This is a genomic window from Ancylomarina sp. 16SWW S1-10-2 (assembly GCF_009669305.1).
GTDB lineage: Bacteria > Bacteroidota > Bacteroidia > Bacteroidales > Marinifilaceae > Ancylomarina.
Window position 1 is genome coordinate 46107 of the sequence record NZ_SADB01000016.1, and the last position, 24896, is coordinate 71002.

Annotated in this window: 21 protein-coding genes; 12 read left to right on the forward strand and 9 right to left on the reverse strand. The window is 31.9% G+C overall.

The window, feature by feature from the left end:
* Positions 1-126: 126 nt before the first annotated feature.
* The 5 genes from EMN46_RS13460 (at position 127) to EMN46_RS13480 (ending at position 4075) form a co-directional block, all read left to right on the forward strand.
* Positions 127-1536 carry an arginine decarboxylase gene (locus EMN46_RS13460; protein WP_154201344.1) on the forward strand — a complete coding sequence of 470 codons (1410 nt, stop codon included), beginning with the start codon at positions 127-129 and terminating at the stop codon, positions 1534-1536.
* On the forward strand, positions 1533-2387 hold the full coding sequence (gene speB, locus EMN46_RS13465; RefSeq protein ID WP_154201345.1) for an agmatinase: 855 nt from the start codon (positions 1533-1535) through the stop codon (positions 2385-2387). Before EMN46_RS13460 ends, speB begins: the two co-directional genes overlap by 4 nt.
* Positions 2377-3354: a deoxyhypusine synthase family protein gene (locus tag EMN46_RS13470; RefSeq protein ID WP_154201346.1), complete on the forward strand. Its 978-nt coding sequence runs from the start codon at positions 2377-2379 to the stop codon at positions 3352-3354. Before speB ends, EMN46_RS13470 begins: the two co-directional genes overlap by 11 nt.
* Before the next feature lie 39 nt (positions 3355-3393).
* Positions 3394-3717: a hypothetical protein gene (locus EMN46_RS13475; RefSeq protein WP_154201347.1), complete on the forward strand. Its 324-nt coding sequence runs from the start codon at positions 3394-3396 to the stop codon at positions 3715-3717.
* Between the two features lie 124 nt (positions 3718-3841).
* Positions 3842-4075: a hypothetical protein gene (locus EMN46_RS13480; RefSeq protein ID WP_154201348.1), complete on the forward strand. Its 234-nt coding sequence runs from the start codon at positions 3842-3844 to the stop codon at positions 4073-4075.
* A gap of 11 nt (positions 4076-4086) precedes the next feature.
* On the opposite strand, the gene EMN46_RS13485 is transcribed toward EMN46_RS13480, so the two are convergent.
* Entirely contained in the window at positions 4087-4728 is a 642-nt protein-coding gene (locus tag EMN46_RS13485; RefSeq protein WP_154201349.1) for a response regulator transcription factor, read from the reverse strand.
* Between the two features lie 6 nt (positions 4729-4734).
* On the reverse strand, positions 4735-5736 hold the full coding sequence (locus EMN46_RS13490; protein WP_154201350.1) for an ATP-binding protein: 1002 nt from the start codon (positions 5734-5736) through the stop codon (positions 4735-4737).
* A 430-nt stretch (positions 5737-6166) separates the two neighbouring features.
* On the opposite strand from EMN46_RS13490, the gene EMN46_RS13495 reads away from it, so the two are divergent.
* The 6 genes from EMN46_RS13495 (at position 6167) to EMN46_RS13520 (ending at position 13378) form a co-directional block, all read left to right on the forward strand.
* Positions 6167-6724: an RNA polymerase sigma factor gene (locus tag EMN46_RS13495; protein ID WP_154201351.1), complete on the forward strand. Its 558-nt coding sequence runs from the start codon at positions 6167-6169 to the stop codon at positions 6722-6724.
* Positions 6725-6850: 126 nt separating this feature from the next.
* Positions 6851-7837 (forward strand): deoxyhypusine synthase family protein, encoded by a 987-nt coding sequence (locus tag EMN46_RS13500; RefSeq protein WP_195715274.1) that lies wholly within the window; start codon positions 6851-6853, stop codon positions 7835-7837.
* Positions 7838-7902: 65 nt separating this feature from the next.
* The gene (locus EMN46_RS13505) at positions 7903-9432 is read left to right on the forward strand and encodes a carbon-nitrogen hydrolase family protein (protein ID WP_154201353.1); all 1530 of its coding nucleotides are present in this window, start codon (positions 7903-7905) and stop codon (positions 9430-9432) included.
* A 53-nt stretch (positions 9433-9485) separates the two neighbouring features.
* Positions 9486-9947, forward strand: coding sequence for a hypothetical protein (locus EMN46_RS13510; RefSeq protein WP_154201354.1), 462 nt, complete (start codon positions 9486-9488; stop codon positions 9945-9947).
* Between the two features lie 427 nt (positions 9948-10374).
* Entirely contained in the window at positions 10375-11889 is a 1515-nt protein-coding gene (locus EMN46_RS13515) for an ATP-binding cassette domain-containing protein (RefSeq protein WP_154201355.1), read from the forward strand.
* A 328-nt stretch (positions 11890-12217) separates the two neighbouring features.
* Positions 12218-13378, forward strand: a complete 1161-nt coding sequence (locus EMN46_RS13520) for an ATP-grasp domain-containing protein (protein WP_154201356.1) — start codon at positions 12218-12220, stop codon at positions 13376-13378.
* A 119-nt stretch (positions 13379-13497) separates the two neighbouring features.
* Here EMN46_RS13520 and EMN46_RS13525 read toward each other — a convergent pair whose 3' ends face one another.
* From EMN46_RS13525 to EMN46_RS13535, 3 genes are all read right to left on the reverse strand, one after another.
* Positions 13498-14343 (reverse strand): hypothetical protein, encoded by an 846-nt coding sequence (locus EMN46_RS13525; RefSeq protein WP_154201357.1) that lies wholly within the window; start codon positions 14341-14343, stop codon positions 13498-13500.
* A gap of 239 nt (positions 14344-14582) precedes the next feature.
* On the reverse strand, positions 14583-15137 hold the full coding sequence (locus EMN46_RS13530; RefSeq protein ID WP_154201358.1) for a transposase: 555 nt from the start codon (positions 15135-15137) through the stop codon (positions 14583-14585).
* A gap of 242 nt (positions 15138-15379) precedes the next feature.
* Positions 15380-19069, reverse strand: coding sequence for an SIR2 family protein (locus tag EMN46_RS13535; RefSeq protein ID WP_154201359.1), 3690 nt, complete (start codon positions 19067-19069; stop codon positions 15380-15382).
* A 645-nt stretch (positions 19070-19714) separates the two neighbouring features.
* On the opposite strand from EMN46_RS13535, the gene EMN46_RS13540 reads away from it, so the two are divergent.
* Positions 19715-20857, forward strand: a complete 1143-nt coding sequence (locus tag EMN46_RS13540) for an MFS transporter (RefSeq protein ID WP_154201360.1) — start codon at positions 19715-19717, stop codon at positions 20855-20857.
* Between the two features lie 292 nt (positions 20858-21149).
* Here EMN46_RS13540 and EMN46_RS13545 read toward each other — a convergent pair whose 3' ends face one another.
* From EMN46_RS13545 to EMN46_RS20460, 4 genes are all read right to left on the reverse strand, one after another.
* The gene (locus EMN46_RS13545; RefSeq protein WP_154201361.1) at positions 21150-21614 is read right to left on the reverse strand and encodes an RNA methyltransferase; all 465 of its coding nucleotides are present in this window, start codon (positions 21612-21614) and stop codon (positions 21150-21152) included.
* A gap of 534 nt (positions 21615-22148) precedes the next feature.
* Positions 22149-22484, reverse strand: a complete 336-nt coding sequence (locus EMN46_RS13550) for a heavy-metal-associated domain-containing protein (RefSeq protein ID WP_154201362.1) — start codon at positions 22482-22484, stop codon at positions 22149-22151.
* A 171-nt stretch (positions 22485-22655) separates the two neighbouring features.
* Positions 22656-24458 (reverse strand): efflux RND transporter periplasmic adaptor subunit, encoded by a 1803-nt coding sequence (locus tag EMN46_RS13555; RefSeq protein ID WP_154201363.1) that lies wholly within the window; start codon positions 24456-24458, stop codon positions 22656-22658.
* Between the two features lie 10 nt (positions 24459-24468).
* Positions 24469-24606 (reverse strand): hypothetical protein, encoded by a 138-nt coding sequence (locus EMN46_RS20460; RefSeq protein WP_368667541.1) that lies wholly within the window; start codon positions 24604-24606, stop codon positions 24469-24471.
* Between the last annotated feature and the right edge of the window lie 290 nt (positions 24607-24896).

The following is a 24896-nucleotide window of genomic DNA, read 5'->3' on the forward strand; positions in this document are numbered from 1 at the left end:
ATCAGAGGCTAAGAGTGATTTTTTTTATTATTTTTTTATTTCAACTAGTTATAATAACTAAAAAATTGTTTTTATTTACAAAAACAAAAACATGTAAAAACAACATTTATATTTATGATTACTTAAATGAAAAATTCTTATTTTGATTTGATCGAACAAAGCTACTACTTCCCACAGGAAGGCTTTGATCTAAGGGATGACTATTTAACCTTTCAAGGTATCTCTTTAAAATATCTAATTGAAAAATACGGTACTCCATTCCGTTTCTTTTACTTACCCAAAATTGGAGATCAGATAAAGAAAGCTCGTAACCTTTTTAATAGAGCGATAAAGAAAAATAACTATAATGGTAAATATCATTATTGTTACTGTACTAAATGCAACCATTTTGCACATGTTATAGGTGAAGCATTAAAGCATAAAGTCAATTTGGAAACATCATCATCATTTGATATCGATTTAGTATTAAATCTATACCGTGATGGGAAAATAGATTTGAATCGTGAGATCGTTCATAATGGTTACAAGACCGATGAATATCTTAGGAAAATCATAAAAATGCAAAAAATTGGGTTTAAAAATTCGATTATCATATTAGATGGTATTAATGAATTAGAAAGACTTGATGAAATTGCCAAAGAAGGTCCTATAAAAATTGGTATCCGAATGGCAATTAACGAAGAACCACAATCGGCATATTATACCTCAAGGTTAGGTATTAATGTTACTCAAATAATTGAATTATATAAAACAAAGATTAAAGACAATCCTAAATTTGAACTAAAAATGTTCCACTTTTTTGTGGATTCAGGCATTAAGGATAGCCTATACTATTGGGGAGAATTTCAAAAAGCACTAAAAGTATATACAGAACTGAAACGAGAATGTGACACCCTAGATTCATTCAATTTAGGTGGTGGTTTTCCTATCCGAAATAACTTAGGATTCGAATACCAATATGAATACATGATCAATGAAATTGTTTCGAACATTAAGAATGCATGCGTTGCTGAAAATATTCCTGAGCCAAATATCTACACAGAGTTTGGTAAATACACTGTAGGTGAAAGCGGAGCTATTATTTTTAAAGTGTTGGAACAAAAACAACAAAACGACACAGAGTCTTGGTATATTATAGATAATAGTTTAATGAACACCATACCTGATGCTTGGTCTATTCATGAAAAATTTATTCTTCTACCAATTAATAAGTGGAAAAATGAATATAAGCGTGTTAATATTGGTGGCATTAGTTGTGATCATTCCGACTATTATAATTCTGAAGATTTAAATCAAGAAGTCCTATTACCTAATTACACAAAAGAGGAAAAAGACCCCTTATATATTGGCTTTTTTCATACAGGAGCCTATCAAGATTCAATTAGTGGTTATGGAGGAATCAAGCATTGCTTAATTCCATCTCCTAAGCATGTTATAATTGACCGAGACGAAAAGGGTAATTTTTTCGACTATGTATATAGAGATGAGCAATCTGCAAATGAAATGTTTAAACTATTAGGCTACAAGAAAAAATGAGAAATTTTGCAGGAATAGATGACAAATATTGTTCCTTAGAAGGTGCAATGACTCTATTACAATCAATCCCATACGATGGAACAAGTACATGGGGCAAAGGAGCGAATTATGCTTTTCCAGCATTTTTAGAAGCGTTGGAGAACATGGAGCTTTACGACATTGAGACCGATTCGGAAGTCTATAAAACGGGTATTCACATTTTACCCGATATTACGGAATCATCTTCACCAGAAGCAATGGTAGACGCGGTCTATGCATCCGCAAAAAAGATAATATTATCAGAAAAATTTCCAACTTTTTTTGGCGGAGAACATTCTGTTAGTATTGGTGTGATTAGAGCTTTTGCCGAAAAGTACAATAAACTTACTGTACTTCAATTAGATGCTCACGCAGATTTACGTGCGAAATATAACGGGACACCTTTCAATCATGCTTGTGCACTACATGAAGCTAGTAAAACAACAAATCTAATTCAGGTAGGAATACGAAGTATGGATAGTTGTGAAATACCTTTTCTAAATAGAGAAAAGTGCTTTTTTGCCCAAGATATTCATGATAAAACTAATTGGATAGATCAATCAATTAAATTGATGACAGATGATGTTTACATCACAATAGATTTGGATGTTTTCGATCCATCTATTATGCCATCGACAGGGACACCAGAACCTGGAGGTTTAAATTGGTATACCGTAATTACATATTTGAGAAAAGTATTCCACACTAAGAATGTTGTGGGTTTTGATATTGTGGAATTGGCACCACAAAAAGGACAAAAAGCCTCGGATTTTTTAACTGCCAAATTGTTTTACAAGCTTTTAAGCTACAAATTTGAAAATCATGAAAAATAAAGGATCTGTTTCACAATTCATCGTAGAGCATTATCGTCACTTTAACTCGGCAACTTTAGTAGATGCCGCTCAAGCTTACGAAAAGCACCTTAACGATGGGAAAAAAATGATGATTACCCTTGCTGGAGCTATGAGTACAGCTGAAATTGGAAGATCATTAGCTGAAATGATTCGTAAGGACAAGGTGCAAATTATCACATGTACCGGTGCAAATCTTGAAGAAGATATTATGAATTTGGTTGCTCATTCTCATTACGAACGAGTTCCTAATTACCGCGATTTAACACCTAAAGAAGAATGGGGACTATTGGAACGTGGATTGAATCGTGTTACCGACACCTGTATTCCTGAAGAAGAAGCGTTTCGACGTTTACAGGAACATATTTTTAAAATTTGGAAAACTGCTGAAGAAAATGGAGAACGTTATTTTCCACACGAATTCATGTATAAACTTCTTAAATCAGGCGTTTTAGAGCAATACTATGAAATAGATCCTAAGAACAGTTGGATGCTTGAAGCAGCTAATAAAAACTTACCTATCGTAGTACCTGGTTGGGAAGATTCTACCATGGGAAATATATTTGCGTCTTATTGCATAAAAGGTGAGTTGAAAGCCTCAACAATGAAATCGGGAATCGAATATATGGCTTGGTTGGCTGATTGGTATACTAATAATGCAGAAGACAAAGGCATTGGATTCTTTCAGGTTGGAGGAGGAATAGCAGGTGACTTCCCAATATGTGTTGTACCAATGCTATATCAAGATCTAGAAAGAAACAACACCCCATTTTGGAGTTACTTTTGTCAAGTTTCTGATTCAACAACCAGTTATGGTTCATATTCTGGTGCTGTACCCAACGAAAAAATTACGTGGGGAAAATTAGGAATTGACACACCTAAATTCATTATAGAATCAGATGCAACAATCGTTGTACCATTAATATTTGCCTATTTATTGGGCTGGTAATTACCATAAAAAAAACTTAAATTGTAATAATTAGTAATCATGACTCAAAATTCAAAACCAAAAGTAATCCAAAGTTACGAAAAGCTATCTCAAGAGACCAGAGAGCAATTAAAATTATATTACCCTGACGGTTATGTTGATTATTTGATAGAATTTCCAAATTCAAAAGGAGAAATAGTTAGTGCTCTTCCATTCGAAACGGATGAAAAAGTTTATATGGTTAGAATGTCTATTCGAAAAGCGCAAGCGTTAATCGATGATGATTCAGATTATGATGAAGATGGTATGCTTTTACAAAGCAAAAGAGAGAAATATGAAGATAAATATTCAGATGCGGATTATTTATTCTCTGATTTTGACTAAATAACAAGAATATCAACCTATAATTACACAGGCTTATTTAATAAATAAGCCTGTTTTTATTTTCAAATATTTGTGACCAATCCTTAATATAAACGTCTAATGTGAAAATACAAATTCACATATGATGAACAAAGATAATTTTCAGGATAAAACACTTTATGATTCTTTCATATATTGGAAAACTCAACCTAGCGAAAAAGTAAAATTTGCTTTTGGAGAATTATTCCCCAAAGCCTTAAATATTAAATGGAGAGTTTTAAATACGGGCCTTTGTAAAGTGATATTTTCTTTAAATAATGAAAAACTATTCGCAATATTCACATCTGACGGAGAATTCGTCAGAATTTATTCAGAATAGAAATAATCAGTTTAGTCTATTAATTTATTTCGATAAGCATATCGAACTAAACCAGCCGTATTTTTGACATCCAGTTTCTCCATTAAATTTCTCCTATGAGTATCAATTGTTCTTGTACTAACAAAAAGTTTATTGGCAATTTCGGCATTAGAAAACTCTTGAGTTATTAATTGAAGCACTTCAATTTCTCTTTTCGTAAGAGGAATATCTGTACTTGGTTTAGATTTCTGAAGCGCATTTAACATTAAACACTTAGAGACTTCTTGACTTAAATATGTTTCTCCGTTTGCAATGCATTTTATTGCATTCAGCATTTCCTCTTTCCCCGAATTTTTTAAGATATATCCCATAGCTCCTGCTTCTAGCATTTTTATGACATATTCTTGGTCGCCATGCATCGAAATAGCTAACACATTAACGGCACTATATTGAGTCCTAATTTTCTTCGTTAACTCGATTCCATTGGTTGCTCCCATATCAATATCCATAAGCACAACATTGGGTGATTGCTCTTTTACAAGCTTCATTATATCGAGTTCATTATCCGAATCGCCACAAACATTAATTAGTTTTTCTTTGTTGAGTAATGCTTTTAAACCATCACGAAACATGGCATGATCATCTGCAATAATAATTTTAATTTTCTCGCTCATCAGTTCCTATTTATCAAGAGGTATTTCAATAGTAGCAGAAACGCCATTCGTACTAGAAGTATCTAGTATAAAATTTCCGCCCAAGGCATTTGTCCTTGACTCTATATTAATCAAACCTACTCCAGGGTTCTCTTTCATCACATTTTGTTTATTAAAACCTTTCCCATTATCTTCCACCATAAGTATGATACTATGAGAATGTTCAATAATTTGTACTTGAATTTCTTTGGCCTCAGAATGCTTCACCGCATTATGAATCAATTCTTGACATATTCTATAAATACCTAATTCAATTAATTCAGCATATCTACAAACCGTAGCTGAATGAAAGAAAATAATTTTAATTTTTTCTGTACGGTTAACTCTATTAACTAAACCTTCAATTGCTGGTATTATCCCAAAATCAAGAAGAACCTTAGGCATTAATTGATGTGAAATACTTCTTATATCACTTGTTACTAGATCTATTAATTCAAAAACTTCCACCATTTTTGAGTTAGCTTTAGATGATAAATCACATGATATTTCGGTATTTATAGCTTCTAGCATCAACCTCACGATAGATAGATTTGGACCTATTCCGTCATGTATATCCTTAGCAATTCGTCTTCTTTCTAACTCTTGGGCTTCTAACATAGAATTTAGGGCAACCATCTCCATTTCCTTATCCCTTGTGATATCTTCAATTGTAATGATATAACCTTCATCAATTTGTCTCCCTCTAATATTCAAATATTTATCATCAAAAAGAAAGGCATCCAAATTTAGAGCATAATTATCCCGTTTTAAAGCGTGTCTTATTTTGAGTTCAAGAATTGGAATATGTTTTAAACAGTCACATATAGGTTGACCAATCAATAATTGCTCTCGGTTATTCAATTTCAATAAGCATATAGCTTGTTCATTTGCAATTAAAATATCGTTAGCATTCTCAATCGCAAGAATTCCATATGGAGCACTTTGCACCAGAGAATTAAGCATTTTATCAATCTTATCTACACTCTTCATTACACATTAATTATCAGCTATATATATTATCCTTAAACGAATTATATTTGCCCAAAAAGTCTATTCAATTATAGACAATAAATTTTAATGTTTAAACAGATGTGACTTTTTTATTTTAATACGTCAAAAGAATAATTACTATACTCGAATTTAACAAATAAGATCATGTCAAAAACATTTAGGAGTATCAACCAAGAAAAGGAATCTAAATCGTCAAAAACTAAAAGATCCACGAAACTTTCATGCAAAAAAAAATTACTAAAGGACTATAACAAAGGCCTTATAGAGTGAAAATTCTTCCATGATTTATTTTAAGTAAGTAAAATTACCTATATAAATTTAAGTAAAATTCGCAACTTAAAATCGGTATTTTACTCGAATATTAATAGACCTGAATCATATAGTTTTATCTAATAAAAATAAAACCGATATGACAAGGTCATCAATAGTATACGAAACAAACAATAAAAAAGCTTTAAGTTCAAATAAGTGTGATTCAATTGATTTTGGTGTTTTGTATGAAAGGCACTTTGATAAAGTTTATTATAAGTGCCTTTCTTTTTCAAAAAATCACGACGAAGCTTATGATTTAGCTCAAGAGATATTTTTGAAAGTATTTGACAAAATACACACCTTCGAAGGTCGATCACAAATTACAACTTGGCTTTATAAGTTAACACATAATTATTGTATTGAATATTACAGAAAAAAACAAAGAATGAAGTTCGAAGCGCTAGACTATAAATCAATGCAAATACCTGTTTCTGATTACATTCCTAATAATTACGATCATATTTCAATAGATCTAATTATGGAGAATTTAACCGATTCGGACAGAATATTGCTAAGAATGAAATATTTAAAAGGGATTAGTATTAAGGAATTACAAAATACCTTCAATTTAAGTTCTAGTGCTGTAAAAATGCGTTTAAAAAGAGCAAAACAAAAAGTTGAAAAAAACCTGAAACTAATACCAAACGTATCATAAATAAAATATTTGTTTTGCGAACTCTAATAGCCGGCACAATTAGCTAACGCAAAACTAGGGTTGTCAACATTCTACATTGCAATGTTGACACCCTTCATATCAACCTCTATTAAAAAACCTTACGATATGAAAAAAATAAATTTGTTAAGTAATAACATTAAAAATATAGATGTTAAAAGTTTTGATTCGTCTCATATTTTAAATAGTATGAAACCAATGTCTTCTTCTGAAAGTCAATTAGTAGAGGCTACAGAACTATATTCTAAAATGTTAAACGACAATGATTGCAACATTATATTAAGCATATCAGATAATTCATGTACCAAAGGGTGTTTAAGGCTATTTGCAAATATGATAGAGCTAAAAATGGTGGATGCAATCATTGTAAATGGAAATAACTTAATGTATTATGATTTTTTGGAAGCACTGGGATTCAATCTATTTAAAGGCTTAGAAAAAAATACCAACAGCAAATTGGATGAATTTTACATTTGCACAAGCAATGGAACTTTTATAGACGACAATGATTTACAATACATTGATTTAACAATAAAAGAAATTGCGGACCAGTTACAAGCTCGAACCTACTCATCCAAAGAGTTTCTTTATGAGTTAGGTCGATACCTTCAAGTGTATTCAACCAATAAAAGATCTGTACTCCAATTAGCATTCGAGAACGAGATTCCTATATATAGTCCTTCTTTAGCATGTAGTAAACTTGCAGGCGGATTATTAGATCATCAATGGGAAAGACCCGATCATCATATGTTAATTGATCCGATATTAGACTTAAGTGAGCTGATAGCACTAAAATCGAAATCGAAAAATACTGGGTTAATTCTTCTTGGAAATGATACGATAAGTGATGTAGCATTTGATATTGTAAGTTACACAAAGGTGATTGGTAGACAAACACGCCGCCATAAATATGCAATTCAAATTGTAAAATCTAACGCAGAAGGTGAGTTAAGCGAAACGATTATGAGAAACACTATTAATCGAGATACAATTAAAAATGTTAACATGGAACCAAACTTGGCATTACCTCTAATAATTAGTCAATTACAGTATTCTAAACAGCTGAAGGAAAGATTGTATCATCATATTAATTAAAAATGAATTACAGAGCTAGTAGATAACACGCTACTAGCTCCTAATAAAATTACATCTATAAAAAAATGGAAGGACCACTTATCGAGCTTCGACATCTACAGTATGAGGATTATTATTCCTTAAAAAATGTTTCGATAAAAGCCTACTCAGGAATTGGTGGCCAATTTTGGAGTAAAGATAACCTTAAGAATTTATTGCAATTATTTCCCGAAGGACAAATTTGTATCACTTCAAATGGGAAAGTAGTTGCTTGTGCATTATCTATAATCGTAGATTATAATAAAATTGGAGAAAATCACACATATAAACAGGTAACAGGAGATTATACCTTTTCGACACACACAAAAACAGGTGATGTTTTATATGGTATAGAAGTGTTGGTTCATCCAGAGCACAGGAATAAACGCCTTGGAAGAAGATTATATGATGCACGTAAGGAATTATGTGAAAATCTAAATTTAAAATCAATAATTGCTGGAGGACGAATTCCAAATTATGAGAATTATTCAGATAAATTAAGTCCACGAGAATACCTAGAGAATGTTCGTAAACGAGAAATAACTGATCAAGTATTAAGCTTCCAATTAGCCAATGATTTTCATGTAAAAAAAATACTAAAAGGATACTTACCTGGTGATACGGAATCGAAAGAGTTTGCGACTCTGCTCGAATGGCACAATATTTACTATCAAGATAATCTGAGGTTAATAAATTCTGAAAAGAAAAATGTTAGACTTGGCATTATTCAATGGCAAATGCGAACCTTTCAAAATTTCGAAACATTAGTTGAACAGATTGAATATTTTGTCGATTCATTGAGCCGATATAAAGTAGATTTTATTCTATTCCCTGAATTATTCCATGCCCCATTATTAGCTAATTTTGATGAGATGGATGAATCTAAGGCAATTAGAATGTTAGCACGGTATACCGAATCTTTAAGAGAAATTTTCAGTGATTTTTCGATAAAATATAACACAAATATTATTGCTGGTTGTTTGCCTTGTTGGGAACACGATAAACTCTATAGCATTTCGTATTTATGCCGTAGAGATGGCACATTTGATTCTCAATACAAAATACACACAACGCCATCAGAATCGAAATTTTGGGGAATGAACGGAGGTCATGATATAAAGATATTCGACACCGATTGTGGAAAAATAGGTATACTCCCAAGTTATGATATTGAGTTCCCAGAGATAGCAAGAATTCAAGCAGAAGGAAATGTTCAGATTCTTTTTGTTCCTTTCGTTTCTGATAGTAAGAATAGCTATTATAGAATAAGAAGATGTGCCCAATCTAGAGCAATTGAAAATGAATGCTATGTTGCTATAGCAGGTTGTGTTGGTAATTTACCAAAAGTGACCAATATGGATATTCAGTATGCACAATCGGCCATATTTACACCCTCTGATTTTGCTTTTCCAACGGATGCTATTTTAGCCCAAGCAACACCAAATACAGAGATGACACTGATTGCGGACCTTGATTTAGACCTTCTAAAACAATTACATGAATTTGGGAACCACAAAAATCTAAAAAATAGAAGAAATGATTTATACGAAATACATTTAAAAAAGAATAAAGAATAAAAGTGACTTATCCACTTTATTGCGTCAAACTACTATAACTTAAAATTTATACGATGAAAACAATATTAATGCTATTAATTGGATTTATTCCAAGCTTACTTTTAGGTCAACAATTTGATGTACCTATTGAAGTTGTTAAAACTTTTGAAATAAAATTTCAAGATGCTGAAGATGTTGAGTGGAATATTAAAGATGGTAATTTTGAAGCGTCATTTTACATTGATGATGACTATACTGTAAGTCTATTTAATAAAAATGGCGCTTGGCTTGAAACAGCTATTTCTATTAATCAAAGCGACATTTCACAAGCTTTTATTGATAAAGTTTATGATACCTATAAGGGATCAGAAATTAATAACATTTTTAATGTTAAAACAGCAACGAAGAATCAATTCTACAGAATTGAACTAGAAGATGATAATGCAAGTTACACCATTAATATATCTACAAAAGGTGTGATAACTGAAATTAGTAAGATCCAAATTAATAATGATGAGGAGTCTTACGAAGAATAAATAAACAAGCCTTCCATGTTTATTTAGTTATGTTACAATTGTTAGCCGCCTATATAGGCGGCTTTTTTTGTAACTTGAATTCAGGTTAAAATCAATAAGTTGAATTCAGATTAATAAAAAATAATACAAACTACATTTATCATGAAGGAAGTGTAAGTTTATCTTAAACACCTACTTATACGGTTCAAAACACAATTACCAAACCTTTATAAAAAGAATTAAGGCAACAAGTTTATCTCAGGAATTCTAGTTTAACTCTTCATTCATTTTCTGAATAACTCTGTACTCGACGTAAAAACATAATTTAATTATGAATTAATATTATAGCTTTTTTTACTTATTTTAAGTGCTAATTTCCCATACAAAACTAACTTTGGCTTTCTAAAACTAAATTTCACTTGTATTACAAGTCCTAAAAGAACTAATAATGACTGATCAAGCAATAATTTCCTTTGAAAACGTAAGAGTACAACATCTAGATCAGATACTTCTTGACAACATTACATTTAAGGTAAATCCCGGCGAACAATGGGCTGTAATTGGAGCCAGTGGTTCAGGGAAAAGTGCTTTATTGAAAGCTATTACAGGAAAACTTCACATATCGAAAGGCATATTTACACATTCTTTATTAAGCGAAAAAGCAAAAAAAGAAAATTCAAGCCAAGTTCTTTTCAATTGGAAAAATTTAATTAGTTCGGTTTCAGCTAAGCACAATTTCACCAACCTATCTAATACGACCAATTTTTACTACCAACAACGTTTTAATTCTTCCGATTCGGAGGATACACAAACTGTTGAGGAATACCTCAATCTGGTAAAGCCGTTGACTGCTCATGTACCTTGGACTCTAGAAAGAGTCATCGATCGACTTAACCTTAAAACCCTAAGGAATAAACACTTGATTAAATTATCCAATGGAGAAACTAAAAGATTACTAATCGCAAAAGCATTACTAAAAAATCCGACCTTACTCCTATTGGATAATCCACTAACTGGACTCGATATCGACTCAAGAAGTGATATCAACAAACTAATTACAGAAATTTCTGATTCTGGCATTAGTATAATTATGGCTACTTCGCCTTTTGAAATTCCAGAAGCCATTACTCATATAATCAACTTAGATCAAGGAAAGATTTCGAAGATTCTTACTCAAAGCGAATTCAACCCAGAAGACCTTCATTTTTCGAACCAGACTAATATTGATACAAAAGAACTTCAAGACCTATTGGCAATAAGCAAGCAGGAAAATTTCAAAAACATCGTAAAAATGAAAGATGTCGTCATTAAATATGGCGATAATACCATTATAGATCATGTAAACTGGACGATTAAACAAGGGGAACGTTGGGCTTTACTCGGACACAATGGAGCTGGAAAATCAACATTGCTAAGCTTAATTAATGGAGATAATCCTCAAGCCTACGCAAACAATATCTCCCTTTTTGATGTAAAAAGAGGCAGCGGAGAAAGCATCTGGGAAATTAAGAAGAAAATAGGCTTTGTATCTCCCGAATTTTTTCAATATTTTCCCAATACAAATTCCTGCTTACAAGTTATAGAATCAGGTTTTTACGATACATTGGGTTTATTCAGAAAATCAAATCCTGATAAAGTTAAAATTGCAAAACGATGGATGCAACTTCTCGAAATTGAAGATTCTGCCAATAAACGATTCAAAAATTCATCTGCAAGTACACAACGTTTGTGTCTCCTTGCCCGAGCTTTGGTTAAAAATCCTCCTTTACTGATATTTGATGAACCTACTCAAGGATTAGATAGCCATCAACAGCAGAACTTCAAACATATAATTGAAAAAATTTGCGAGCATAGTCAGGTCAGTCTTATCTACGTGAGTCATTACAATCACGAAATACCAAAAAGCGTTAAGAATATTTTAAAATTAGAGAAAGGAAAACAGATCCAAAATGTTGAAGTTTGATCTTAACTGAATGATATTAATCCAATCAAAATCTGACTTCAGAAATAAACTCCTTGAGATAATAATTCAATAAAGAGGTTAATAGAACCTCTTTATATCAAAAATAATCAGCGAATCGCGTTTTGAAACTCATATAAATACTCTTCGCAGACTATGTCGCAATCACTTCATATATCAATACCTTATTTATTGTTATTTCAAGAGCAAAGAACAATTAGTATTTACTCCACAAGTTTCAACTTGATTCTTAATAAACATATTGATATCAATAACAATTTTGTAGCTTTGGAAAAATTTAGAACACAAAAAACACATTAGCACCAACACTATGATATTATTAGATAAGCCTTATGTATCTCAATTTTTAAAGGATACTATAACAAAACATAAGTTTCTAGCTATAGATACTAGTGACGTCATAAAAGATGGTGAAATTTCGTTGGCTAATCCTGAGGAAATCATACAACAATTTAAAGACGAACCCAACAGTAGAATCTATACCAATTCGGAAAACTCGATTAATTGGATAACAAAGAATCTTGCATTTACAAAGCTTCCTGAGTATATCAATTTGTTTAAAGATAAGGTTGAATTTCGAAAATTAATTAAAAGTATTTATCCCGATTTCTTTTTCAAGGAAGTATCATTTAAAGACATCGATCAGCTTGATTTGAAAGATTTACCTATGCCATTTATTATTAAACCTGCCGTTGGTTTCTTAAGTTTAGGTGTACATAAAGTCGTTAATGCACAGGAATGGTCTAAAGTAAAGGAAGAAATTATTAAGGAATTCACTGATGCAAAAGCCGTATTTCCTATTGAAGTTGTAAATACCTCATCTTTCATTATTGAAGAGGTAATTGAAGGTGATGAATTTGCTTTCGATACCTATTTCGATGATAATGGCAAGGCTGTTATACTTGGAATTACAAAACATCTATTTTCTTCTGATAAAGATGTTAGCGATCGTGTCTATTACACTTCAAAAGAACTTATTCAAACCTACTTAGCTCAGTTCACCCAATTTGTTGAAGCTTTGGGAAAACAAGCTAATATCAGAAATTTTCCTGCTCATATAGAAGTACGAGTAGATGACAAAGGTAAATTGATTCCTATTGAAGTAAATCCTATGCGATTTGGTGGTTGGTGTACAACGGCCGATCTTAACAATAAGGCTACGGGATTGAATCCTTACTATAACTTTTTGAAAAATATCAAACCTGATTGGAATAAGGTATTAGATAAAATGGATGATGAAATATACAGTTTAATTATCCTTGATAACTCAACTGGAATTCCATCTAATAAGATCACAAATTTTGATTACGATAAACTTCTTAAGGAATTTTCGAATCCTTTAGAATTGCGTAAAACGGATTATAAAATCTACGATATATTTGGCATGCTATTCACCAAATGTAGTCAGTCTAATTTTAAAGAAATTGAAGATATCTTAGTTTCTAATCTTCGCAAATATGTGACTGCTTAAGGAAACGAATTGATTCTAATTATATTTTAAAGACCTAACTAAGAGTTAGGTCTTTTTTGTTGTAGAATTGATCATTTAGTAGTTACAATTCTATTTTTCATGCCTTTCTGTCGCTTGAATTACTTTGATATTTTTTTAAAATCACTCTTTAAAAAACTGTCACTTTGCTTTCCTCGTACCATATGGTAATCGAAATAATAAAACTTTGCATCGCTAGCACCAATAAGTATCTTAAAGCATCTGGCTTTGTTTTTGGTATTTTCAGGGCCTACTTTATGCAAAAAAATCACATTATTATCTTTATTTTTAATGGCGTTCTCTATTTCTTCAGCTTCAACCAATTTTACTTTACCCGGATATATTTTTCTTATTTTGGCTAAAGAGTTAACGTCGTTTGCCAGCTCTTTTTTTAGTACATAAATAGTTTTGTCTTTGGTTCTGGCATTGTTCTTATTGTAATATCTAAGAACATTTTCTGTAATAATCTGCGGATTTTTAGTCGCCAATACAATATGGTTTTGAATAAATTGAACCAAAGCTGTGAGTTTATATATGTAATTTTCTTCGTCAGCCCTAACATACGATAAAGGAATGGAACAAAGATCGGGCATATCTCCAATTTCTTTGGCCTGTCCGCCTAAAACCACACTTAAAAAATTATACCTGGCTTTGGTTTTGTCTTTATTAAAAGTAACAATACTAGTTAGCAAAAATGAATAGCTAGAATTGAATCGTTTCTTTTCGAATTCAGCATTTGAAATAAATTCATATTCTGTTAAAGTCCAGTTTTGTTTAACGGCTTCTTTTATCTTGTCATTAAAATCAGAAAACAGCTGATCTTCCAATACCACAAGGGTTTTTGTTTTATAGAATTTAGTATAATCAGAGGAAGTTGGCAAATGTTCCTGAGAATAGAGAGTCAGACCTGAAATACATATTAGTATCGTTACAATTATCTTATTCATCGTTTTTATTTTTTCTAACAGTACGAGTCGATTTTTGAATCGATTAAAAATTTATTTAATCAATTTAATTATGTCCAACAAGATATAGAATATTTTGTAGTTTCTAATAGTACTGATCTGTTTTATGCAATTGATTTCCACATGCCGCAAGTCTGCGACTTATGGTTTCTATATTAATTAAATAATATGCCTACTGTGTAATAACACCCCCGCTGCCGCACGATTCCATCGTGTGGTTACTACATCACTACAATCACATTTTCTAAAATGCCTTTATCACCTCTATAATCCCTTGCACTGCTATATACATAGTCTGCAGGATAAGAAACCAAACCTTCCTCAACTGGATTATTATGAATGTAATTTATTTTTTCATCGAACACTTTATTACTCCACAACTCGATTGGTTTATTGTCGTGCCTCCAAAATTGATACTTCTTTACATTAGAAGACTTTGCTCCCGCTTTTAAGAATTGCTCTAACAACCACTCTTTTCTGCTTTCTCTATGATTGTCTTTTATTGCCTTCACTATTGCCTTACTAGTAAATCTTTTAAAATCACCTAAAAGCAACTCTGGCTTTTGTCCATCTACACTTCTAAAAATTAAATGAACATGATTAGTCATAATACACCAAGCAAAAACATCCATCCCCTTTTGCTTTTGACAATATCGCAAACTATCAATTATGATGTCTTTGTATTCACTTCTGGTAAATACATCTAACCATTCTACTACAGCAAAGCTTACAAAGTAGACTCCCTCTGGATTATGACATTTATAGTTACGACTCATAGTAGCCTACAATTATCTTTTAACTAATGAAACTTCTTATTTTTAATATTTACCACACGATAAAATCGTGCGGTAGCGATGCTAATTATGCTATCCTAGCTTATTGATTTAAATACTAAACCACACGAAAGATTCGTGCGGTAGCGGGAAGATGACCTGTATGACTTAGAACGCGATACAATCGCGCACTAGCGGGGTAATAAAACAGTTTCGAAATAACAGAAATACTTCTTTGTATCAATCTAATTAATCAAAACATTCCTAATCTCAGAAAATTCATTTTCATTCAAACAAATATCCTTCCAATCAACTATATAAGTGGGAATCTCGATCCCATTATCTTTATAATATTTATCAAGTGCTACAACAAGTTTAGCCACAGCAACTCTATTATCATATTTTTTACTAACATCCTCATCTGAATCATATTCATCAATATTAGTCTCTAACATAAGGTGGACTAAGCCTATCCTTATATTATTTAATATCTCACTAGAAAGATATTCAAAATACTCTTTACTCACGATTGACAGTAGATCAATATATTTAGACAATCCTATTTCTGTTCTACATCTCAATTGTTCACTAGCTACTAAAACAAATTTCTGAACACTATCAGTATTTAGCTTTAACAATTCTATAACACCTCGAATAGAATATATAACTTCATCATCTGTTTTAGAAAAAAGGTTTTCATAGATATTTGAATATATCATATCTTGTTTCTCAGGAAGTAAATTGTAGCAAGAAGCAAGTGCCTCATCATATAATATTCCATGCTTCTCAAATTCACCAATTATTCGTATCAATTCTTTCTTTTGAGAATCTCCTATCATATGATAATGCGGACCAAAAATATTTGAAAACAAAAATACAAGATTTATGAATCTATCTTTAAATTCTTTCGGAGTAGAACCAAATATTGAATGAGATTCCTTAATCAATAAATATTTTTTATCTAAATCCCACCATTCTACTGATTTATCAATTACCTTATTAAGATCTTCACTACTCCAGGTATAATCTACACTATCTCTAGATGTTCCTATTATCTCTTTGATTACCTGGAATTGAAAACCAGAACCTCCAGTCATAGAAATACCTCCATTCGTTTTATTTGCCTGAATTGGGAAATCAGTATTTAGAATATATTTCCTTAATAATTCTTTTGGGTTTATGTCTTCTGGATGTGGAAGCGTTATAAATGAGAAGTATCGATAATTTGTATTTTTAGGGAAACTATTATTATCAGTTATTCTCCATAAAGCATCTCCAAGTTTTTTTGTTTGCTTATCGTCTAGCAAATTGCATCCCCATAGTTGAGTCAAGCACATTATACTTACTTGTCTCTCTCTGCTATCCTTTTCTGCTAATATTAATAACTCATCAACTACTTCACAATCAACTTGAACGATTTCGTATTTGGCAACATTTTTTTCATTAATATTTAAAAACTGAAATGGATGTTGATAATCATCATCAATGTTAGCATTTAGTTCAGCTAATATTGGAAATTCTAATAATTGAGGAATAATAGAATACTGTTCCTCCATGGAAAAGGATTGAATTAGTCGTCTTGTTAAATTACCAATACCTTTATACTTTTCTTTTATTTCCGAATTAAATACTTCTTTTAGAAACTGAATTAATTTGATTTTAACCTCATAACTACACTTAACACATAACATTGAGATTATTTCAGGTAAAATAGTTGATAATGAAATTGCAAAGTTGATGTTTCTGTATGTATCACCATTGTTTATTTCCTCTACAGATTTATTGAGTACAGTGAGATATTCTAATATTCTTTCATCAATACTATCTCTATTCATTAAAGTAACAGTTTTTTTACTATATACATAATCTACATGCTTATCATCTCCCATTCTTATAAAACTTGCAAAAGCCCAATATGGAGAATAATTTGCAACATGATAAATTGCTTTTTCTGCAGCATCTTTCCCCATTGTTATATGAGGTAATTTATATGGTATTCCTACTTCTTCAACATATCTTAAATATGAATACGCATGAATAAGTGTTGTATTCTCTCCACTATGATGTGTCGTAGATGTTGAATCAAACTTATATTTTTTTTCTGTAGATTTGATATTTGAGTCTTTTCCTAATCTAAGTTCAAATAATTTCAACTCATTCCATACATCGCACCCATATTTAATTAATTGATCCCATCTATCAGTATATATATTCTTATTCTTATCTATACTTTGAAAATCTCTATTAATTACAAAAACAGATTCCCTAACAAAATGCAATAGTTGCATGATATATGCTTCTTGAGAAACGTCAGAATAATCAGATACTGTAGGCGATAAATTTAATCTACCTCTCACTGTCTTAAGAGAACGTTCAAGAATTTTTTCAGCAACAATAAGGTCACCAATTTCGGCTAACAAACCAGCCCTTTTTGCTTCTAAATATGGAGAAGATTCGTTTTCTTCCCATAATTCTAGTTCATCTCTAACTTGTTTTATATCTAAAGCAAATAAACTCTTAAGACACCTTTCATAATGATATCTAGCATAAAAACCGGGATCTAAATCATATTCTAATTTTTCTAATCTATCTTTAATAAGTAACCATTCCTTATGGAATCCTTCCTCTCTATAGAAACGCAACATGGATAATTGAATTTCGAGCCATTGAAAACCAATAATATCCCAATCTAGATTATCATTTGATATAGGTGTAATTGAATTTTCGATTTTTAAATTTTGAGGGTAGGGATTATATTTATTTACGATTAATGCATAATATTCGATTAAACTATTCTCAATAGGCCTTAGATATTTTTCTATTCTCCAATTGTATTCATAAAGGAAATTGATATCGAGAGGAGATTCTACCTTTGATAATTGAGTTAAATAATTAGAAGCACTATCTGTTGCTTGTTTTAAAAATCTTCTATTACTTTCTGGAACGATTATCCAATTAGGATATTTTTCTCTTGTCGGAATCCATTTGTCTAAAATGGATTTTATCTGTGGTGCTACTTCTTTATTTTTATCAAATCTATAATATTCAGATCTTTTAGCCCATTCTCTATTTTCATCACTAACTACTTTAGTCTTCATGAAATCCAAGAATAAATTAATTGCTTTTTTATGATCTCCATCAACATTTTTACATTTAGATAAATCCAAAGGAATAATATTCCGTTTTTCTAATAAAGTACGTTGAGCAACTGTTAAATTTAAAATACCAATCAAGTATATTTTAGGTGAATTTTCTTCTCCTAAATTATCTCTTATCCAACCTATCCACTTTAAGAAATTAGGATCTTCACCTGAAAAACCAATCATACAAAGCGTATTTTCTAATAATGATTGTTGAACTGTATTAACAAAAGGGGCACAATCAATAGGGTATCTTCTATAATCTTCTTCAGTTATTATAAATGGTCGTTCAGATGGGAAACTTCCATGTAGTTTTATTATTCTAGGCTGTGTTGAATGTATTAAATCTTCTTTATTAAGAACAATATCAAATCTTTGCTCAAATACATTTTCTGCAGCTCTCTCAAGCAAGGTGTCATAATTCGTAGTAAAGATATCTCTCCAAGGTAATGTTAATAGCTTCTCATGTAAATCAGATGATTGATATTCTTTATCAGGAATCTCATCTTTTAACAAATCATCTAAAATATTTCTCCCAAATACAGCTTTAACTTCATCGGCTAGTTTTAAAGGATTCAAATATCGATCTTTCTCTTTTGGAAAATCACCATTTAGCTTTTTATAGAAAGCATCTCCTAACTGATTCCAATTGGGAAATTCCTTTCCACTAGAACAAACTTTTTTAGCATTCTTACTAAAACCAGCACCAACCATTATAGTTGCATGTTTAGATTGTAATTTTTTAGCTATTTCTAAAAAATATGGTAATATTTCAGCAGGTATTTGATCTTTCATTTTCAATAGTTCATTACATTTTAAAATTTGCAGGATGGCAAATGATTTTAAGTGAATTGTTTATCAGATTGAATAAAGTTTTATTGTTGATATTCCACCATATAGGAAAAATAACAACAATACAGTTTTTCTTAAGTTCACTAAAATTACGGATAAATTGGACTAAACAATATATGAATCCCATATAAAGTTATTAACCATTTTTAAAATAGAACGACTTTTTATAATTATGAATTAAAATGTGACAGATAGAACTTAATGTTAACAGCTAATCATTTTGAATAAATCATCGCTTCGAAGTCAATCAGATAAAGTTGGTTAATCAAAAATATCTCAATAAAAAATGGGATAAAGCAATGTCCACACATACTGCAAGTCTGCGACTTGTGGTTTCCGTATTAATGAAATCATATGCCTACCGTGTAATAATACAGTTTCAAAATAATATGAATAAAGAGATTAAAAAGCAATCAAAAATTAAAGGTTTGAACAATTATATCCTTGTTTCCACAAGTCACAGACTTGCAAAATTAGGTGCGTATTTTGAATTAAATTATAAAGCTTTTTTAACTGTTAAATTGAAAAATTCAAACTAGCTTTGCATCCAAAATTTGTCTGATAGCAAGGACTGATATGTCTTTTTAAATGAAAAAAAATCTTACTTCTCACCTAACAAATGTCATTTCAGTAACATTAGGGATGCGTTTGTTTTCAATGAACATCATTATTCCTTTTTTAAGTGTTTATGCTTTGAATTTAAAAGGTGGTTCTCCTTGGCTTACTGGTTATGCATTGGGGATTTTTGGATTAACACAGGCCGTTCTTCAAATTCCTTTTGGCATATTGAGTGACCGTATCGGTTATAAAAAAATGCTTATCGCTGGATTACTAATGCTTATTGCAGGATTGCTAGCAGCAGCCTATTCTCAATCTATTTATTGGCTCATCTTTTCACGTGCTTTGCAAGGTAGTGGCGCTATTGTAACCGTGGGCTATTCTTGGATCTCAGCAGTTGCAGAAAATGAGGAAAGAGATAAAGCTTTGACTAAGCTTGGAGCTATGCTTGCTGGATTTAATATGCTCTCTTTTGTGGTGGGTCCTATGGTTCACATTTTCCTGAAGGTAAATCAAATGTTTATTTTTTCAGCGGTTTTGATTGCGATTTGCCTGGTTTGGATACTGTTCGATACAAAGCAAGCCACGCCTGATCAGCGACAAAAACATCAAATTGTACAAAAAGAGAAATCGGTTTACAATAAACGAACACTCACTAGTGGACTCATGCTTACAGTCAATAACCTATTGGTGATGTCTTTCTTTTTTATGTTACCACTCTTGTTGAGGGGTATTTTGAGCACGAACCAAATGTGGGTAGTTTTAACACCAGCTATTATTATTGCTTTATTACTTTTGAGAATTGTTTCGAAAAAAGCTTCCAAAGGCAAAGGAAAACAATGGCTTTATGTACTTTATGCTTTACAGGGTATCGGTTTTGTATTTTTGTATTTTCATAATTTAGGTACTATTATCGTGGCTACAATCTTGCTTGTGTCGGGCTCATTCTCCATCACCACTATTGTTCCTATTATACTTAATAGACATCTGAGCAACCTTCATCGAGGAAAAGGAAATGGTGTAATGGTGAGTCTTCAGTATTTTGGTTCTTTCCTTGGAGCGGCTTTAACTGGCACTTTGTGGCATATTGCACCCAATGCTACTTTCCTTTTTGCAGGACTTATAACACTGGGTGGCATATTTTTAGTTAGTATGATGGACAAAGAAGATTAATGAGAATCTGATTTTACTTCTCTACCAAACATTGTCCTGTTTATAAGTTAGTATGTGTAAAGTCTCACAAGGTTATTGATGCTTTTTATCTTCACTCTTGTCAAAATAGAGTTTGATTACTCAGAAAAAAGGGAATAATAAAAAACGTCCAAAGAATACCTGTTTACTTGATTGAGAAACACGCACCATTCCATTTTTCATTTATAGAGAAAAAGGAGCTTGAACTCAAACCCCTGCAACAAATAATGCTTGAAAAATCGGAAGAGCTTAAGACCTAAATAAGTCAATCAAACTAAATTGCTGCAAACTTCTGCTTCATATTTCTATCGTACATGATAATACTTCCCGCAACGGCGACATTAACACTTAAAGGTGTATCAAATTTCACTAAGTGATGAGATTTTTCAATGGCATTTTTAGTTAAACCATTATCTTCAGCCCCCAAAAGATAGACACATCGTCTAGGATGTTTAAACTCTTCAAGAGCAACCGCCTTATCATCCAGCTCAACACCTACCAAAACTGCCCCCTTAGGTAAATGCTGATAGAAATCATCAAAGTTGGTGTAGTGAAAATACGGCATGGCTCCCACTGCCTTGTGTGTATCACAAGCTTGCTTGGCATAACGTTTCCCAACTGTAAATATAAAACTAGCTCCCATATTTTGAGCAGAACGCCATAGTACACCAAGGTTCTCTGGTGTTTTCCCATTCTGTATGCCAATGCCAAAAAAACCTTGTTCTAGCGTATCTATCATTGTTTCACTTTTTTCATTTTCGTGGCGCAAATATAAGGATAATCGGTATTCACACAAATAATAAAGGCTACCATAAATCGGCAGCCTTTATTATTTAGAGTTAGTCACTAGTCAGATTATGTTGTTTTTGGATCGACTTATTTTTCATCATCCTTAGATCTCAATTTTTCTGAGTTATCCGATATTTTTCTATCGATTAACTTGTGATATGGATCAATAGCAACACTATATGGTTTTTCTTCCCACATGCTGCAAATCTGCGACTTGTGGTTTCCATATTAATGAAATAATATGCCTACCGTGTAATAATACAGTTTCAAAATAACATGAATTCAGGGATTAAAAGCAATCCCTTATTTTCACAAGTCACAGACTTGAGGTAGATAAAGGACTACTTAAGAGTATTCTTCTATCTCAATTATATCATAAAGACCTAGTTTATAGCTAGTTTTTTTTTATAATTAGAAATCTCTCAATGAAAAAATGGGATAAAGCAATGCTCTATCCCATTTATGAATTTATTTCATACTAAATTTATTCAGGCCTGTCGTACTTACAACATCCAGGTAATTTATTATAAACCTCATCTTTTGCCTTGTGCATCTCAGTATCATAGCCAACTTTAGCTATTGCTATATGTACTTTATCCATGTTAGTTTTCGATTCACTAAAGGTCACTTCTATCATTTTTGTTTCTTTATTCCAATCTGCTGATTTAACACCGTCCACTGATAGTGCCGCTTTTTCGATTGTTTTTTCACACATACCACAATTACCAAACACTTTAAATTTTTCTGTTTTGCTTTGAGCCAATAAATTCATTGTTCCTAGCAGAAACATAACGACTACACTTAGAATTTTTGTTTTCATCTTTTAAAATTTAAATTTTGTCCCGATAATATTCGAGATCAGTTTAACATATACAAACCAACTATCAATTATAATAATACACAGATTGAACGGTCTAATTACCCCATATTTATCTGTGAGAACAGGATGCATTACCCATATAAAGCATTCACACCTTCCTTTTTTTAAAACTTATTTAATCGTTTCTTTCACTTCTCCACAACCCAACATGGCTTCTCCAAAATAAGGATTTTGGATGTCCTTAGAGTTACTAAACCAAAAGGCACCTTTATCATTATTTGCCATTGGACAAAACTGGTAATATGTTGTCACTTTATCCAGTCCAAATGATTTGATACTCTTATATAATACCAGATTAAAGGATACAAACGCAGCACGCTGTTTCTCAATATCAGCCAGCTTAAACATAGTCTTAAGATCGGATTCCAACATTTTTGAATCTTTCATCCACTCCATATGAGCTTCACCTTTCAGAAGTTCCATATCAATTGTTCCTAAATCCTTCAACAAGTTATCAGATACACGCTTCACTTGTTTAGAATCGGATTTTACAAAAGCCTCGGTTAATACCAAATAAGACTTATAGAAAGCAGTCAATTGTTTTTTGAATTTTTTATCCACATCAAAACTTTCCTTCTTATGCTGGGATTGGTCTGTCGCCATATCTCCATGATTATGACCTGTAGGAGCTTCTCCACCATCAGGATTCATCATACTTTGCAAGCCAATAAGTTGAGCTGCAGCATCGATTTTAAACACCCCGTTTGTAGCGATCTCCTCACCTTCTTTCAAACCTTCAGCAATTACATAAGACGAACCAGCCTCTGGTCCTAAGACCACCTGACGATATAAAAATGAAGGGGATTCACGATTTGGAACTTTCACGTAAACTACCGATCGTTTACCAGTCCATAAAACGGCTGATTTTGGTACCATTATCACGCTACTATTTTCAGCAATTTCTGATTTCAAAACAGCTTGTGCGAACATTTCAGGTTTCAATATTCCAGTTTTATTTGAAACTTCTATTCGTACTTTTGCAACACGGGTTTTACCATTAATAAAAGGATCGATATAAGTCACCTTTGCAGAATACTTCTTACCAGGATCAGCTTTAAGGCTAAAATTAACCTGATCACCTAATTTAATCCATGGCAAGTCACTTTCGTAAGCATCAAACATCACCCAAACCTTTGACAGATCAACTAATTTAAACAAAGGCATACCTTCTTTCACATAATCACCAATGGCGACATGTCGCATACTTACTGTACCTGAAATGGGCGATAATATATCAAAGTAAGCTTGTGGTTCACCTTTTGCTTCAATAGCTGAAATTTGCTCATTAGATAAGTCCCAAAGCTTTAATTTACCTTTTGCAGCTAGATATAAACCCGGACGACTTTCTTTAAAAGATATCGCTTCAAGTAACTCACGTTGAGCACTAAGTAGTTTTGGTGAATAAATACTTGCTAACTTCTCGCCTTTTCTCACTTTTTGCCCTGTAAAATTGACAAAGAGCTTTTCTATACGACCGCCAAAGCGAGCTGTTAATTCTGAAATCCTACGCTCATCAACCTGTACTTTTCCTTGCAAATTAATGGTTTTAATAGGCTTTCCTTTTGTCACAATCAGAGTTTGAATCTCAGCTAACTTAGCGGCAGATTCCGACATTACAATTTCATTGGGATCCACATCATCGCCACCCGATTTCATGCTTTTTAATGGAATTAAATCCATCGCACATATGGGGCACTGTCCGGGTTTATCCTGCTTTATTTGTGGGTGCATCGAACAAGTCCATGTCTGAAGTGTTGATGAGTTGTCCCGATAGCTATCGGGATGTTGATGTGTTGATGTGCTGATTGGTTGATTTGTCGATTTGCCAATGACAAAACCTACAATACTTCCAATCACAAGGATGATTGCAATCAACTTGATATTCTGTTTCAGACTATTTATTAATTCTTTCATAATTTTAATATTATGGTTTCTTCTTTGCAGAAGAAATTATTCTATTCAATAACTTTTCAATTGAAAGCAGTTTGTCTTCTAATAAAGTTGATGGATTTAAATAACTATCACTTTGTTTCATTAAATCCATCCAATATTCAGTTTCCAAAGCTTCTTTATGTGCAATCTTTAATTTGTGAACAAAATCAGCTTTGCTTTCTGCGCTTTATGCTTCTCTTACATTTGCACCTATTGAAATTCCTACTTTCAATAATTTTTGGCTATAACATATTTACGTTTAGTTTCTAACTCTTCACTTATTTCAATAATAAGCAATGCAAATTCAAAACTAATTTCTACTATTTCATTTCTAGGAGTCATGATGGTCAAATATTTATTTAGAGATAATCAAATCATTAAGTTATTAAATAATTCACTCATCCTCATATCATCACATCA